This is a genomic window from Paenibacillus sp. FSL L8-0340 (genome assembly GCF_038593145.1).
Classification (GTDB): domain Bacteria; phylum Bacillota; class Bacilli; order Paenibacillales; family Paenibacillaceae; genus Paenibacillus_AQ.
In genome coordinates this window covers 2,837,730-2,852,336 of the sequence record NZ_CP151967.1, presented here as the reverse complement: position 1 = coordinate 2,852,336, position 14,607 = coordinate 2,837,730, and the positions used below count along the sequence as shown (strand labels likewise).

Genomic DNA, 14,607 nt, shown 5'->3' with positions numbered 1-14,607 from the left:
AATTTAGTTAGGTTATATTCGTGCTGTTAACGGATAATCCACATGTAGGATGCATAAGGTGATAGCTCAACCGTCTGGCCCCATGCTGGGGTCTGCGGGGTATTTCCGATCAGCAGTTCTGCTTCCTTGCCCTTGACCGTCTCCCAGAACACTTCGGCAGCAGTAAATACAACATGTTCACCGCTGAAATTGGATACGACGACCAGTACTTCGGTTTCATTAATCCGGGCATAGGCGTAAATCTGAGGATGAGCCTCATCAAGCCGGACATAACGTCCGTTGGTAAGCACCTCTTCCTGCTTGCGCAGACGGATCAGCTTACGGTAATGAGCCAGGATGGAAGTCGGATCTCCAAGCTGTGCGCTAACGTTGATCTCCTTGTAACTCTCATCCACCTTCAGCCATGGGGTCCCGGTGGTAAATCCGGCATTCGCTGTCTCATCCCACTGCATCGGTGTCCGCGAATTATCGCGGGAGCGTTCCCGGATGATGGCAAGTGCTTCATCCGCTGACAGGCCTCTTTCCTGCAGGATCTTGAACATATTGGTGGATTCGATGTCGTTGAACTCACCAATGTCCAGCCATTTCGGATTTGCCATACCGATCTCTTCACCCTGGTACACATAGGGTGTACCCTGCAGCCCGTGGAGCGTCGTCGCCAGCATCTTGGCACTCTCCACCCGGTAGATTCCGTCGTCCGCAAACCGGGACAAGGCCCGCGGCTGATCATGGTTGTTCCAGAAGAGCGCGTTCCAGCCCCCTCCCCGCTGCATACCGGACTGCCATTTCGTGAACAGCTGCTTCAATTCCTCGAAATCGTAAGGCTTCAGTTCCCACTTCTGCCCGTTCCGGTAGTCCACTTTCAAATGGTGGAAGTTAAAGGTCATGGAGAATTCCTTCTCCTCCTGATTAGAATAGCGGATACAGTGCGCAAGTGTAGTTGAAGACATCTCTCCTACAGTTACAAGATTGTATGGACCAAAGACCTTGTCATACAGCTCCTTGATGTATTCATGCACCCGAGGTCCGTCCGTATAGTAACGCCGTCCGTCGCCGGGTGAAATACTACCGTCATCCTCCGGAAACCCCTGATCCTTAGAGATCAGGTTGATAACATCCATACGGAATCCGCTGACTCCCTTCTCCGCCCAAAAAATCATCAGGTCGGCCACTTCCTGCCGAACTTGCTCGTTCTCCCAGTTCAGATCGGCCTGTGTCTTATCAAACAGTGTCAAAAAATACTGGCCCGTTGTCTCCTCCCACTGCCATGCAGGTCCGCCAAACTTAGACTGCCAGTTGTTGGGAGGGCCGCCGTCCGGTGCCGCATCTTTCCAGATATAATAATTGCGGTAAGCATTGTCCTTCGATTTGCGGGCTTCCTGAAACCAGGGATGCTCTGTTGAGGAATGGTTGACCACAATATCTGTCATTAGATGCATGCCGCGCTTCTTAAGCTCATGCATCAGCTCATCGAAGTCCTCCATCGTTCCGAAAGCCGGGTCAATCCGCCGGTAATCTGCGACATCGTAACCGTTATCATTTTGCGGGGAGACATAAACAGGCTGCAGCCAAACGATATCAATGCCCAGGTCCTGCAAATAATCCAGCTTCCGGGTCAAACCTTTTATATCACCTGTCCCGCTCCCGGTCGTATCCTTGAAGCTTTTCGGATAGACCTGATACACCGTTGATTTCCGCCACCATTGTTGTTCAGGTATATTTGCCATCTATTTGTCCCTCCTAGTTGTATGTAGCCTTTTCAGCCATTATGTGTTTAGCTCACTTCACTTCTCTTCAACCTGTATATACAAGATGGATTGTACACCTGTATATACAGGTTGTCAAACCTGAAAATGCCTCTATTTCACCATGATGCAACACAGGCGTGCATGCCACCATGAAATACAGCTATGTCACTTACTTAAACTAGATAGGCCATCTATTAACAAGTAATTGTCAATAATACCTTCTGCCTGAACAGGAGAGACCGCATTTGGACTTCTTCATAACAAAAAGCCCCGCAAATAAGTGTCCTAATTTGCGGGGCTTTCACAGTTGCATTCAATTTTTCCGAGCTTATTGAAGAATCGATGAAATGAACTTTTCCATCTCACTGCTGGTCTCATTCAGGCGCTCAATAAGCTCGCTGAAATGGGTGACCAATTCGGCCTGTGCAGAGGAAGAATCCGCAATGGCTTCAATTTCTTGTTCCATCTGCAGAATGGAATGCTGCACAGTGCTGAGTGAATCTTCGATCGTCTTCGTCGCTTCCTTTGTGTTGACGGAAAGCTTGCGCACTTCTGTAGCTACTACACCGAAACCTGCACCTTGCTCCCCTACGCGGGCCGCTTCAATCGCTGCGTTCAGGCCAAGCAGGTTTGTCTGTTCCGAGATTTCACGGATAAAGCCGGCCACCTTGTTCACCTGCTTTGACTCCTCAACCGTCTTACGCGAATTCTCCAGAATTTGGGCCGTCGTAGCTGACAGCTCCTCGGACTGTGCAGCAACGTTCTGGACCATATCCATCAATTGGCCGCTGATCTGGTTGATACTATCCGTCAGCTGTTCCATTTTGTCTTCGTTCTCAAGCGTATAAGCAATCGCAAATGCTCCGATAATCTCCCCTTCATCCCCGTAAATCGGCACTGCCGAGGAGATTACAGTCGCACCGTACAACTCGGCAGACAGACGATTCGTCGTAGCACGACCTGCAAGGGCGTTTCCGAGTGACGGGTCATCCTCCGGAACAGGACTTCCCTTGGTCAGGCCAAAATCGAGTACCTTGCTGGGTGCGTAGTAATGAAAAATCTCCTTATCCGTAATCCCAATCATAATGTCCTGTGCGTGGATTTGCTTAATCATTGGTGCGGCCAATACAAGTGCGGTCAAATTATCCATGATGCATCTCCTAAATGTGAATGTTTTTAATTATTATCGTCACATACAGTTCATAAATTAAGAAGAATTTATTCTGTTCTGTTTCCTGCGGATCAATCGCTTTCCTTGTCCGTTTGTTTGATCAAGAAGTAAGCGATATAGCCGATCATCCCCAGGAATAACCCGGTGCCAACGATGATGTAGACAATAGTAAAAGTTTTCCCTAAAGTGGTTTGCGGAACAAAGGTAGGATGTCCGATTGTACTAAGCGTGGCTACGCAAAAATAGATCGCGTCAATCACAGAAAGTCCTTCCTCTTTGACATAAAAAATGGTTCCGGAGGTCAGCGTGATGACCACCAATACGAGCAATGCCTGAAAATTCTTAAGCTTGAGCGCCCGCCATAAGCCGGTCATCAGACGCTTAAGCGTAAGCAAAAATGATAACATGGGCAGCACCTTTCGACTATTTCAAATTGTGAATTTTATAATTCAGTATAATCGGCTAGCTGAAGAAAGTATAGTTCTGCTGCACCCCAATTAGCAGAACCACGTCTAAATAATGTAAAATAAAACATTATTGAGGTGATAGATCGTGAAGCGTTTCTTTACGGTATTATTTTGTGCTTTGCTCTTAGTTTCATTTAATGAGGTTGGACATGTGTCAGCAGCTCCCCTACCTGTAAAATCTAAGGTAAATCTAAAAGTGGGAAAGTTTTTTGTTTTATACACCAAACCTGCCCCGCCGTTCGTTGATGAAAATAATCGGTTATTGGTACCTTTGCGGACTTTTGAAGATTTATTTGGTGGGGAAATTTCTTACTCCGCCTCGACGAAAGTGACTCGCCTTGACTGGCTGGATCATGAGTTTGTATTTTTGATAGATTCAAAAAATGCTCAGATGGATGGAAAAACTGTTGTGATGGATACAAAACCTGTACTAAAAAACGGAGCTATGTTTCTGCCAATACGAATTTTTTTAGATCAAGCAGAATTAAAGAGCCACTGGGATAACAAAGCAAATATTCTGGCTTTGGACGATGATCGAATACTTGTAGGGGACCCCTTTAAAAATTTTGACGGGAACGATCTGTACAGCAACAATGCAGATGGAGCATTTAGAATCAATGACTTTGCAATAACTAATAAAAGCAATAACACATTTCAGCTCACCATAAATGCAACAAACATAACCAGTGAAAGTATTCCTAAGGGTAAGGCTGACATTCATCCACTTGTTTCTTTTGGGGCTAATTATGGAGGCTTTGCTAGTGACTCTTATAGTCGTCCAGTTTATCCGGCCATTCGGGAAGTTAATGTAAATGGTAATGTATCTATATCACAAAACTTTCCTCAAAAAGAAGTTAACTATATTATTACGGTGGCAAGATTATTTACAGAATAGAATAGAATAGAATAAAAACAGCGCGTGCCAGTATCCATTGGCTCGCGCTGTTTGTGTTAGATCTACCACATCATGTATCGAGCGGTGATAAGCTGTATTACATGATCCTTGCGCAGAGGAAATTGCCCCCACCTTACTCAAGCTCGGTCCCAATCCCTTTCTCCCTGGCCTTCTTCACATAATATACCGCTGTTGCAATATCGAAGACAGCCATCCCCATCGGGCAGAAGAAGACCGGCTCATCTTCGGCGAATTCAGTCAGGCTGCTTCGGCAGACGACGTCGCTAATTTTACGGGTGCCGGTGCCGGTACGGGTCAGCCCCTGTTCCAGATGGAGCCGCTCGATGTCTGTATTCTCGCGGCACACTTCATCCCAATCGTCGACAATGACAGCTTTCACCGAAGCTACCGCCTCCGGCTTATAATCACGCAGAGAAACATTCAGCAGAAGACAACCTTTTGCAGGGGGAAGATCGATGTAGCGGTGATCGGATACGGTACAGGTGATGAAGATATTGGACTTCAGATAGACGTCTGCCCACGTCTCTGCCACTTCAATCCTGTCCCTGTAACAGGGCGGAATTCCTGACAGATCGGCTCCCCTTAGATCGAAGATGCGGATACGTTCTATTCGATCACCGTACAGAGCCATTGCCATTTGAAAATGATGCTGCCCAATCGGCCCCCAGCCGATAATGCCGAGCTGAATCTCTTCCAGCGGCCGCGCCTGCATAAAGTGACGGATCATCAGCCCGCTGATGGAAGCAGTCCTGACGATGCTGGGCAGCGGCGAGTTCAGAACGGCTGAAGGCTGGCCTGTATGGGGATCATTCAATATGATGACGCTATGCGCGCGGGGAAGACCGGCTCCGATATTATCCGGGAAGCTGGAAATCCACTTGATCCCGGCCGCATTCACGTCTCCTCCTACATACGCGGGCATTGCAATAATCCGGTTTTGAGGATGGTTATACCTTAGATAAGGCTTAACTGGCTGTGCGTAATCACCGGAATCAAGAATGCGCACCGCAGATTCTGCGGACTCCACAAGGTCAGGCCACTCAAGGCCTATCGCCTGGATATCCTGGTCGTTTAAGTACAGCATACCACTCCCTCCTTTTGCATTTAGTTAGGGACATCTCCGTCTTCAGACGAGAGCTCCCGGCCGAACTGGTTCTGAATCCATGAGTCCGAATATACGGTATCGAGGTAACGTTCTCCCTTGTCATGCAGAATGACTGCGCAGAGGGAGCCCGGAGTTATTTCTTGCTCCATACGCTTGACGGCGGCAATAATCCCTCCGGAGGATGCACCGGCCAGGATCGATTCATTCTGCGAGAGCGCCCGGCAGCCTTTTACGATCTCCCAGTCCGAAACATACACGATATGGTCGATTAGGTCTTTTCTGCAGAAAGGCGGCACAATGCCGGCACCCAGTCCGGGAAAACGCCGGCTGCCCTTATTTCCGCCAAAAATAACGCTGCCCTCCGCGTCGACAGCCACGATCCTGGTCTTTAGCCCATGATCCCTTGCGTATTCCGCCAGCCCCCTGATCGTGCCGCATGTACTGACACTGCAAAATAAATAATCCACCCGGCCAAGCTCGGTCACGATCTCTTTCATGGTCGTATGGTAGTGGGCCAGATAATTATTTGCGTTTCCATACTGATTCGGCCAAAAGCTGCCGGGTATCTCTGCCAATAGCTGCTGTACGCGTGTGAGCCTGGCAGGGAGAAACTCGCCTGTTTCCGGGTCTGGTTCGGCGACATAGTCGATTTTTGCATCCAATGCCTTCAGGATCTGAATATTCGTTTCGGTTGTCCGGGGGTCGATAACGCTGATAAACCGCAGCCCCAAATATTTGCAAATCATTGCCAGGCTAATCGCCATATTCCCCGAACTCGATTCAATAATGACAGTTCCAGGCCTTATTCTACCTTCCTTCCAAGCCTCCTGGATCATCCGCAGGGCAGGACGGTCCTTCGCACTTCCGCCCGGATTCAGCAGCTCCATTTTGGCGTAGACCTCAAACCCGCTGTTCTGGAACAGGTTGCTCAGCTTGATTAAGGGCGTATTTCCGATGGTCGACAGTATGCCGCCACTCAAGTTCATCTCTGCCCTGTCTTTATCTTTCTGGTAATATAGCTTTTTGTTCTTTACCTGCCCGCTCTCCAGCGTCTCGCCATTGGCCACTATAAAGACTTCAATATCGTCAAGCAGATGATTCCGAATCATCATGCCGATTTCCGGAATGCACTCTCTGATTTCCTCCCTGATTGCCGGAGCCGTGGAGTTAACTGCAGATTTACTTTTGATATAAATGGTCAGCGCATTGTTCCTTACCTTCACCCGGATGATCGCATCTTCTATATGACGGTATACAACCTGTTCGATATCGTACAGGCTAATTTTTTCTCCATGCTTCAGTTCCCGGCCCACCCGTTTGACGATTGAGGCAAAGCTCTGCTTTTCCACACCGCCTATCATCACAGGTCTGAAATCCCTTACCACATCATAGGTAACAAAACGAATGGCTGGCATCATCTTGCGGACAGTTGAGGTAAGAACCAGAATACTTTCATTTTTACCCAGCGGCCTTAAATCCCCGCCTAACGCCTCCGTCCCGAGCCCTTCCGCAAAAATCCCGTCGGCAAGGATGTACCTACCTAGCTCATGAGAGTAATAAGCAATTGTGCCCATTTCAATGGAGCCATAAGTATCGACGATGTCCCGTGGATCAAGACCGAACAGGCGCGCCATATTCCGCTGCCATCCCAGTGTGGCGATTTCCCCGACCAGAATGATCTTGCGGATGCCGAAGTCGCGCGGATTTATGGCGGCATATACGATATGGTCAAGGATGGAAGGCATCGTATACAGCAGCTCAGGCTTAAAGGCTTGCAGCCGTTCAATGTGCTGTTCGATGGGAAGATCAAAGGGTATTGAACTCTTTTCGAGTCCCAGCCGCTCAAATATGGACAGGGCCGTGTTCGCTGCATGTCCGGTACCCATGTCCGCCAAAGCTCTTGTGCAGCCGCTTCCCGCAAGCAGCTCACCGAACAGCTTTGTTTTGATATCAATGTAGTTTTTATCGTCTTCCTCTGAGTAGAATATCGCTTTTCGGCGGCCCGTGCTTGTGCCCGACGTCCGGTATACGGCCAGAGAAGGGTCACTATCTTGGGTATAATAATGGGTATCCAGAATCTCCGACGTCATAAGCGGAAGGTTCTGTAGGCTATAACTCGTCTTCTCCCCGCCGATCATCCGCTTGTACCAAGGAAAAACCCCGGTGACTTCCAGAACCTTATCCTGCAAATTGCCGAGCAGCATCTTCGCCGCCTCCTATTGGCCGCATGCTGCAGCCTCATTAGATAAACACCTGCAATAATCTTATGTAGAATTCTCCGGGTGTGTTCTATTGCTGTGCAGATGCCCAGTCAAAAACTGAACATTTCCGTAATATAGCCTATGGAACTATAGAGACGGAGGGACAAGATGAAGAAGCAAATAAGGCATATATCCAATAAGCTGACGAAGACAAAGGTGATGGCGCGAAGCCGAGAATTAAGGACATACATCCCGGTAACGAGAAAAATGGATCAAAGCACGCTTCATGAGATGCTGCAAAAATATAATATGGTCTACATTAAGCCATGCTGCGGTTCCTTGGGGATAGGTGTGATGCGGATGGAAAAGACCGCCCGGAAGGAGCGGATTCAATACAGCTATCAGGCGGGTACGAATGTACGCAGCTTCCCGGATTACGACACGGCTTATCGCGCAATCTTAAAGGAGACCCAGGGGAAGTCCTATTTAGTGCAGAAAGGGATCCGGCTTTTGGTTCATGAGGGCCGCCCCTTCGATATCCGGGTGATGGTGCAGCGAAATCTTAAGGGTGGGTGGGAAGCTACAGGGGTTGCAGGACGCGTAGCGCATCCCCGGAAGGTTGTTACTAACGGGAGCCAGGGGGGGACGATTTATCCGGTTGAAGTATTGTTGAATGCCTACACCAGCCTGGAGAAGCGTAAAGTATTGATCTCGGCCCTCAAGGAAATGGGTGTGAAGTCCGCCAAGCAGCTAAGCACAACCTTTCCCGCCCTCCAGGAAATCGGCGTGGACATTGCCTTGGACCGGCGTCTCAAGCCCTGGATTCTGGAAGTGAATACTTCCCCCGATCCCTGTCCGTTTACCAAGCTGAAGGACAAAAGCATGATTAAACGGATCGTCAAATACGCTAACGCCTACGGCCGCACATATAATCTGAAGTGTATGAAATCTAAACAGGGTGTGGTGTAACCTGCGGGGTTGTCTGCGGAACAAAACAGCCGGATTCGGCGAATTGTGGAGCTGCTCTTCCACAGCTCGCCTGCTCCTGTCAGCGGTCTTGTTCTACAGACTGCACCTGATCCTCTTCCATGGAGGGCTTCAGGTCATCCTGAATGCTGCCTTCCCATAGCGGGACTCCTGACCGGTAGGCTGATCTGCCGTTTAAATGGCCTGCTACCGGAGAGGTAATAAATACAAAGACGATAGCAAGCAGCAGCTTATAGCTGACCGTTCCATCGTGAAACAGGAAGTAGACAAACGCTCCGCTCAGCACACAGAGCACCCCAAGTGTTGCGCTTTTGGTAGCGGCATGTGAACGCAGGTACACATCGGGCAGCCGGACCAAACCGAATGCGCTCAGACCGCAGAATACGGCGCCTAGCAGCACCAGAATCGAACTGAACAACTCACCGGTCATGCCTGTCACCTCCCTCTTCAAATACAATGCCCCGTTCAATATATCTGGCCAGCGCCGTCGTTCCTATAAAAGTAAGAATGCCGATCACCAGAATAATCTCAAGAAAATCCTGTGTATCCAGCAGCATAGAGACTACCGCAATCATAGCCAGCACATGGATGCCTATCGTATCCAGCGCGGCAACCCGGTCAGAACGGGTCGGTCCTTTAAGCAGACGGTACAGACAGGCCAGCATAGCCACCGATAATATAATCAGCGCTGCGGTTAACAAAGTCAGACTCATCAGCGGGTCACCTCCATAATGGCTTGCTCAAAAGTGCCTCTGATCTGCTCGGTAAGCAGCTGTGCATCTTCAATATCAATGGCATGGATGTACAGGATCTTTCCATCTCCCGAAACATCAAGTGTCAGTGTTCCCGGTGTCAGGCAAATCAAACAGGATAATAAAGTGATTTCCCACGCGGACGTTAAGGTGGTCTCATAAGCAAAAATACCGGGACGTATAGCCAGCTTTGGACGAACGATATGACCAATCACCACAAAGCTCGACACCACCAGCTCGCGGATAAATATCAGCAGCAGCTTCAGCATTGCCCATACTCGTTTGAGATAGAAGGGCTGTGTCCATGACTTCCGCAGGATCAGCAGAATGAATATTCCAAGCACATACCCCACGATAAAGCTTGAGCCCGAACTGTTGTTATTCAGCAGCATCCACATGAAAGCAATCATCAGGTTGAATAGTATTTGCAAAGCCATCTCCTCTACTCCTTCATTACAGCTTCATTACAGCTTCAATATAAAGCCCGGGTGAGACTAAGATATCTCCGGCCTGCGATACATAGGTGTATACCCACTCCGCCCCAATACCCATTGCAATAACAAGAACAAGCAGTCCGGCAGCAACGGCCGAAGCGCTTTTTAAGTTGACCTTTGGCAATTCTGTCTCCGGTTCATTTCCCCAAAATGCCAGTCTGAACACCTTCATCAAGGAATACAGTACAAGAAAGCTTGACGCCAGACCAATCAGAGACAAGGTCAACATGCCGTTATCCAACCCTCCGCGAATGATCAGAACCTTGCCGGCAAAACCGCTGAGCGGAGGAATTCCCACAAGCGCAAGCGCCAGTATAAAAAACATCCAGCCGAGCAAGGGGTACTTTCTGATCATCCCCCCCATGTTCTTCAAGTGTTCCGTTCCTGCGGCAGAGATGATCATTCCTCCGAGAATAAACATCAGTGCTTTCGCCAGCATATCATGGAGCAAATAGAATACCGCCCCGTTCAGAGAATCAGGTGTCCCAACTGCCAGGCCAAAAGCGACAAAACCAACGCTGATGATGACATTGTAATTAAGAATACGGGGAATGTCCTGATAGGCCACAGCTCCCAATCCGCCCAGAATCATTGTAGCCGCCGCCATCCAGGCTATCCAAGGCTGGGTAAAGCCCGGATCGTTTACAAACAGGAGGGTAAATGTGCGAATAATTGCATACAAGCCCACTTTAGTCAACAGTGCGCCAAACAAAGCTCTGACCGCCGCCGGAGGTGCACTATACGACCCAGGCAGCCAATAAAACAGAAAGAGTCCGGCCTTTAAAGAAAATACAATCAGAAACAAAATGGCTATTACATTAAGTACACCGCCTTGCCCCGCTTCAGCAATACGCTGGGACAAATGGGCCATGTTGAGCGTGCCCACTGCTGCATAGAGATAAGCTACCGCCGCCACGAACAGTGTGGAGGATACGATGTTTATCAACAAATATTTGGACGTCTCCCGGAGCTGGAGCTTCGTCCCGCCAATAGAAATAAGCGCGTAGGAAGAAATGAGCATCACCTCGAAGAAGACGAACAGATTAAAGATGTCCCCTGTAAGGAAGGAACCGTATACCCCTACGAGCAAGAAATGAAAGAAGGTATAGTAGTAAAAGCGCTCCCGCTCCTCACCTATACTGCGGAAGGAGTAGAGCAATATGGCAAAGCTGGCCAACGAAGCCGTCAGCAGCAGCAATGAAGCCAACATATCGCCAACGAACACAATGCCGTAAGGCGGGGACCATCCCCCCATCTGCAGGGTTTGTATACCCTGATCGTGAACGCGTGAGACCAGAACAGCAGCAATGACGATATTCAGTAATCCGCTGGCGGAGCTAATCCAGCGCTGGAGCCGGATTCTTTCTTTCAGGAAGATCAGGATCACCGCTGTACATAGGGGGATCAGAATCGGCAGCACCAACAGATTGCTCATTCCTTCTCCTCCTTGATACTGTCGATTTCATCCGTACCCAGTGTCTGGTAGGAACGGTAGGCCAGAACAAAATAGAACGCAGTAACTCCAAAGCTGATCACAATGGAGGTTAAGATCAGCGCCTGCGGCAGGGGATCGACATAAGTCTCCGCATTGTCTCCCAGCACAGGTGCAGCGCCTTTTTTGAGTCCGGCCATTGTGAGGAGCAGCAGATGGACGCCATGTGTCAGCAGGGAAGTTCCCAGCACAATGCGCAGCAGACTTTTGGACAGAATCAGATAGACACCAATTGTAAATAAAATCCCTACAGCCACCGCCATTATGAGTTCCATTGTTTATCCCCCCCGATTGATAATATGATGTTCATGGTTACACCCACTACGGCCAAATACACGCCCAGGTCAAACAGAACCGCAGTCGCAAGCTCTGTATCCCCGAGTATAGGCAATTGAAAATGACCAAAGGCATGACTCAGAAACGGTGCATTAAATATGAAAGAACCTGATGCCGTAACAATCGCGATCAGCAATCCGGCTCCCGTAATCAGGCGGTAGTTCACCGGAAGAACCTTACGGACCGTATCCATGCCAAAAGCGACAGCCATCAGAACAAGCGCGGCGGAAGTCATCAGCGCTCCAATAAAGCCTCCCCCCGGATGGTTGTGGCCCGCAAAGAACAAATACAAGGAGAACGTAAGTATAATGAGGACAATTCCCTTGGACATGGTCTGCAGGATCACATCATTACTCCGCAGCCGTAAGGCTGAGTTTCCAGAATGGACTTTTCCGGCTTCAGTCTGACCGGGTTCCATTCTTAAATGAATCAAGCCATAGATGGCCATTGAGGCGATACCGAGCACCATAATTTCAAACAAGGTATCAAAGCCGCGGAAATCCACCAGAATGACGTTGACTACATTTTTACCGCCGGCTAAATGGTAGCTTTCCTTCAGAAAATACTCGGAAATCGGTTCAAAGGGACTGCTCCCCATCGCCGCCAAAGCAATTAAAGTTGTGGTGATACCCACACCAAGGGCGATAATCAAGTTCGGCAGCTTAAACCGCAGGCGCTCCTTCTCCTTCTTCAGCTTCGGAAGATATCTGAAGCAGAGAAGGAAGAGAATGACCGACACTGTCTCTATCATCATTTGCGTAAGCGCGAGATCAGGCGCCCGGAAGATGACGAACAATAGTGTTACCATATAGCCGACACAGCCAGTGAATAAAATCGCACTGACCCGTGATTTGGCAAACGGCACCGCGAATGCCGCAAGCAGCATAACAGCTATTACAGCTGTCTCATAAATGGACAGTGGCGCATAATGCTCCATGCCGAAGCTGATACCCGGTTGTCCAATTAGAGCGGCGAGCAACGCGATAATAAAGAAGCTGAAAATATACAGCAAATAATGACGGTTGGAGCCGGTCATATAGGCATTAGTTAGGCGTTTTGAGCCCCGCTCCAACAATTGAAGGCTCCCATCATAGAGATGGTTGAGCGTTTTCCGTCCGCTTGGCTTACGGTCCAAGACCCGTAACCGGCTGTAGCTTCGGTATAACAGCATACCGGCAGCGATAACACCTATGGTCATAAATATCTCCGGTGTCCAGCCATGCCAGAAATGAATCGAGACCTCGAACGTATTTTCAGGCGCCAATCCCCCGTTATGGATCGACGCCATGGCCGGCTCAATCAGCGAATTAGAAACAAGCTCAGGAAAGAAAGCAAAGACTACAGCAAGGGAGACCAGCATCACTGGTGACAGCAGAAGTCCAAGCGGCGCTTCATGCGGCATTTTATCCAGTTTAGCCTTCTGAAGTTTACCCCCAAAGGTCTTAAAGACGAGAATCATACTGTACACAAAGGTAAACACACTGGCAAGCCAGGCGGTTACCGGAAAAATCCCCATCCAAGAGCCAGTATTCAGTATGTCGAACTCACGGATATTCAGCATAGCGGTAAAGAACATTTCTTTACTGAGGAACCCGCTGAACGGCGGCAAGCCTGCCATGGAGAATGCGCCGATCAATGCGACCGAGAAAGTAATGGGCATGAGCGACATCAGCCCGCCCAGCTTGCGGAGATCCCGGGTACCCGTTTCATGGTCAATAATTCCGACAACCATAAACAAGCTGCCTTTAAAAACAGCATGATTCAGGAGATGAAAGAGGGCCGCTGTAGTAGCCATAGTATAGAAAACAGCTTCTTCCTTCCCGGCAAAAAAGGAAGCCGCCGAACCAAGTCCCAGCAGAGACATAATCAGACCAAGCTGGCTGATGGTAGAGTACGCAAGTAAGCCTTTGAGATCGCTTTGCTTAATCGCTTTAAATGCCCCATAGATCAGTGTGACCATTCCTGTGAGCGAAACCAGCCAGAACCACCCGGATTGACCTGCAAAAATAGGGGTGAGCCGTGCAACCAAATAGATTCCCGCCTTAACCATCGTAGCCGAATGAAGATAGGCGCTGACCGGTGTCGGTGCTTCCATCGCATCAGGCAGCCAGATATGAAATGGAAATTGGGCGGATTTCGTGAACGCTCCCAGCAGGATTAGCAGCATCGCCGGGATAAACATGGACTGGCCCGGCAAAGATCCGGCTACAGCTACAATTTCCCGGATACTATAAGTTCCAGTCATGACGTATAACAGATTAAATCCGGCAAACATACCCAGACCGCCAAACACCGTAATGAGCATTGACTTCATCGCACCGTAACGCGATCTTTCCCGGCGGTGCCAGAAAGCAATCAGCAGGAATGAAGAAATACTCGTGAGCTCCCAGAATCCGTATAGAACCATCAGATTATCTGACAGCACAACACCCAGCATCGCCCCCATAAACATCAGCAGGTACACGTAGAATTGGCGAATCCCTTCGCTGTGCTTACTCAGATAATAAATGGAATAGAGTACCACCAGAGCGCCCATTCCGGTAATCAGCAAAACAAACAACAGGCTGAGTCCATCAAGGTAAAGTGTAATATCGACTCCAAGTGAAGGCATCCAGGAGAAGCTTGTCATTAGATTTGATCCTGCTTGAATACTTGGGATTCTTGTCAGGAAGTAGAGAAATAGCGCTGCAGGCAAGGGCAGAACAATCCAGCCCACATGAAAACGCGGCAAATATTTAGTAAGCGGAATAAATGCAGCAAGCAAAAATGGAAGTAAAATTACAAGATGCAGCACGGTCCAGCACTCCTCCTCTTTTATTCATTCTCTAGTTTTCTGCTATTGCGGTTGTATCCATTCATTCTTTACAATTCTCAGGTATTGATAATTAACTTATTTTCCCAGTAAAAAACACGAAAAGAGCCCGCTTTTGGCAGGCTC

Annotated in this window: 13 protein-coding genes; 2 read left to right on the top strand and 11 right to left on the bottom strand. The window is 48.9% G+C overall.

Features of this window, described 5'->3' with window-relative positions; translation table 11 throughout:
• Positions 1-26: 26 nt before the first annotated feature.
• The 3 genes from treC to NST07_RS12640 all read right to left on the bottom strand — a co-directional run bounded on the left by treC (position 27) and on the right by NST07_RS12640 (position 3,326).
• The gene (gene treC, locus NST07_RS12650; protein WP_342481689.1) at positions 27-1,727 is read right to left on the bottom strand and encodes an alpha,alpha-phosphotrehalase; all 1,701 of its coding nucleotides are present in this window, start codon (positions 1,725-1,727) and stop codon (positions 27-29) included.
• Positions 1,728-2,076: 349 nt separating this feature from the next.
• Complete coding sequence (locus NST07_RS12645; protein ID WP_342481688.1) at positions 2,077-2,898, bottom strand: methyl-accepting chemotaxis protein; 822 nt, start codon at positions 2,896-2,898, stop codon at positions 2,077-2,079.
• Positions 2,899-2,990: 92 nt separating this feature from the next.
• Positions 2,991-3,326 carry a potassium channel family protein gene (locus tag NST07_RS12640; RefSeq protein ID WP_341092121.1) on the bottom strand — a complete coding sequence of 112 codons (336 nt, stop codon included), beginning with the start codon at positions 3,324-3,326 and terminating at the stop codon, positions 2,991-2,993.
• 145 nt (positions 3,327-3,471) lie between these two features.
• Between NST07_RS12640 and NST07_RS12635 the strand changes: the two genes are divergently transcribed.
• Positions 3,472-4,281 (top strand): copper amine oxidase N-terminal domain-containing protein, encoded by an 810-nt coding sequence (locus NST07_RS12635; RefSeq protein WP_342481687.1) that lies wholly within the window; start codon positions 3,472-3,474, stop codon positions 4,279-4,281.
• A 133-nt stretch (positions 4,282-4,414) separates the two neighbouring features.
• Here NST07_RS12635 and NST07_RS12630 read toward each other — a convergent pair whose 3' ends face one another.
• Together NST07_RS12630 and sbnA are read right to left on the bottom strand one after the other, a co-directional pair.
• Positions 4,415-5,386, bottom strand: coding sequence for a 2,3-diaminopropionate biosynthesis protein SbnB (locus NST07_RS12630; protein ID WP_342481686.1), 972 nt, complete (start codon positions 5,384-5,386; stop codon positions 4,415-4,417).
• A 20-nt stretch (positions 5,387-5,406) separates the two neighbouring features.
• On the bottom strand, positions 5,407-7,611 hold the full coding sequence (gene sbnA / locus NST07_RS12625) for a 2,3-diaminopropionate biosynthesis protein SbnA (protein WP_342481685.1): 2,205 nt from the start codon (positions 7,609-7,611) through the stop codon (positions 5,407-5,409).
• Positions 7,612-7,776: 165 nt separating this feature from the next.
• On the opposite strand from sbnA, the gene NST07_RS12620 reads away from it, so the two are divergent.
• Positions 7,777-8,577: a YheC/YheD family protein gene (locus tag NST07_RS12620; RefSeq protein WP_341092112.1), complete on the top strand. Its 801-nt coding sequence runs from the start codon at positions 7,777-7,779 to the stop codon at positions 8,575-8,577.
• 79 nt (positions 8,578-8,656) lie between these two features.
• On the opposite strand, the gene mnhG is transcribed toward NST07_RS12620, so the two are convergent.
• From mnhG to NST07_RS12590, 6 genes are read right to left on the bottom strand one after another with little or no spacing between them, the layout of a single operon-like run.
• A complete protein-coding gene (gene mnhG, locus NST07_RS12615) occupies positions 8,657-9,025 on the bottom strand; it encodes a monovalent cation/H(+) antiporter subunit G (RefSeq protein ID WP_341092110.1) in 369 nt (122 codons plus the stop codon).
• Complete coding sequence (locus NST07_RS12610) at positions 9,015-9,308, bottom strand: Na(+)/H(+) antiporter subunit F1 (protein ID WP_340899068.1); 294 nt, start codon at positions 9,306-9,308, stop codon at positions 9,015-9,017. Before NST07_RS12610 ends, mnhG begins: the two co-directional genes overlap by 11 nt.
• On the bottom strand, positions 9,308-9,784 hold the full coding sequence (locus NST07_RS12605) for a Na+/H+ antiporter subunit E (protein ID WP_341092107.1): 477 nt from the start codon (positions 9,782-9,784) through the stop codon (positions 9,308-9,310). The genes NST07_RS12610 and NST07_RS12605 overlap by 1 nt, the downstream gene beginning before the upstream one ends.
• Before the next feature lie 16 nt (positions 9,785-9,800).
• On the bottom strand, positions 9,801-11,276 hold the full coding sequence (locus NST07_RS12600; RefSeq protein ID WP_341092106.1) for a Na+/H+ antiporter subunit D: 1,476 nt from the start codon (positions 11,274-11,276) through the stop codon (positions 9,801-9,803).
• The gene (locus tag NST07_RS12595) at positions 11,273-11,608 is read right to left on the bottom strand and encodes a Na(+)/H(+) antiporter subunit C (RefSeq protein WP_081966165.1); all 336 of its coding nucleotides are present in this window, start codon (positions 11,606-11,608) and stop codon (positions 11,273-11,275) included. Before NST07_RS12595 ends, NST07_RS12600 begins: the two co-directional genes overlap by 4 nt.
• Positions 11,596-14,463: a Na+/H+ antiporter subunit A gene (locus tag NST07_RS12590; protein ID WP_342481684.1), complete on the bottom strand. Its 2,868-nt coding sequence runs from the start codon at positions 14,461-14,463 to the stop codon at positions 11,596-11,598. The genes NST07_RS12595 and NST07_RS12590 overlap by 13 nt, the downstream gene beginning before the upstream one ends.
• Positions 14,464-14,607 lie beyond the last annotated feature (144 nt).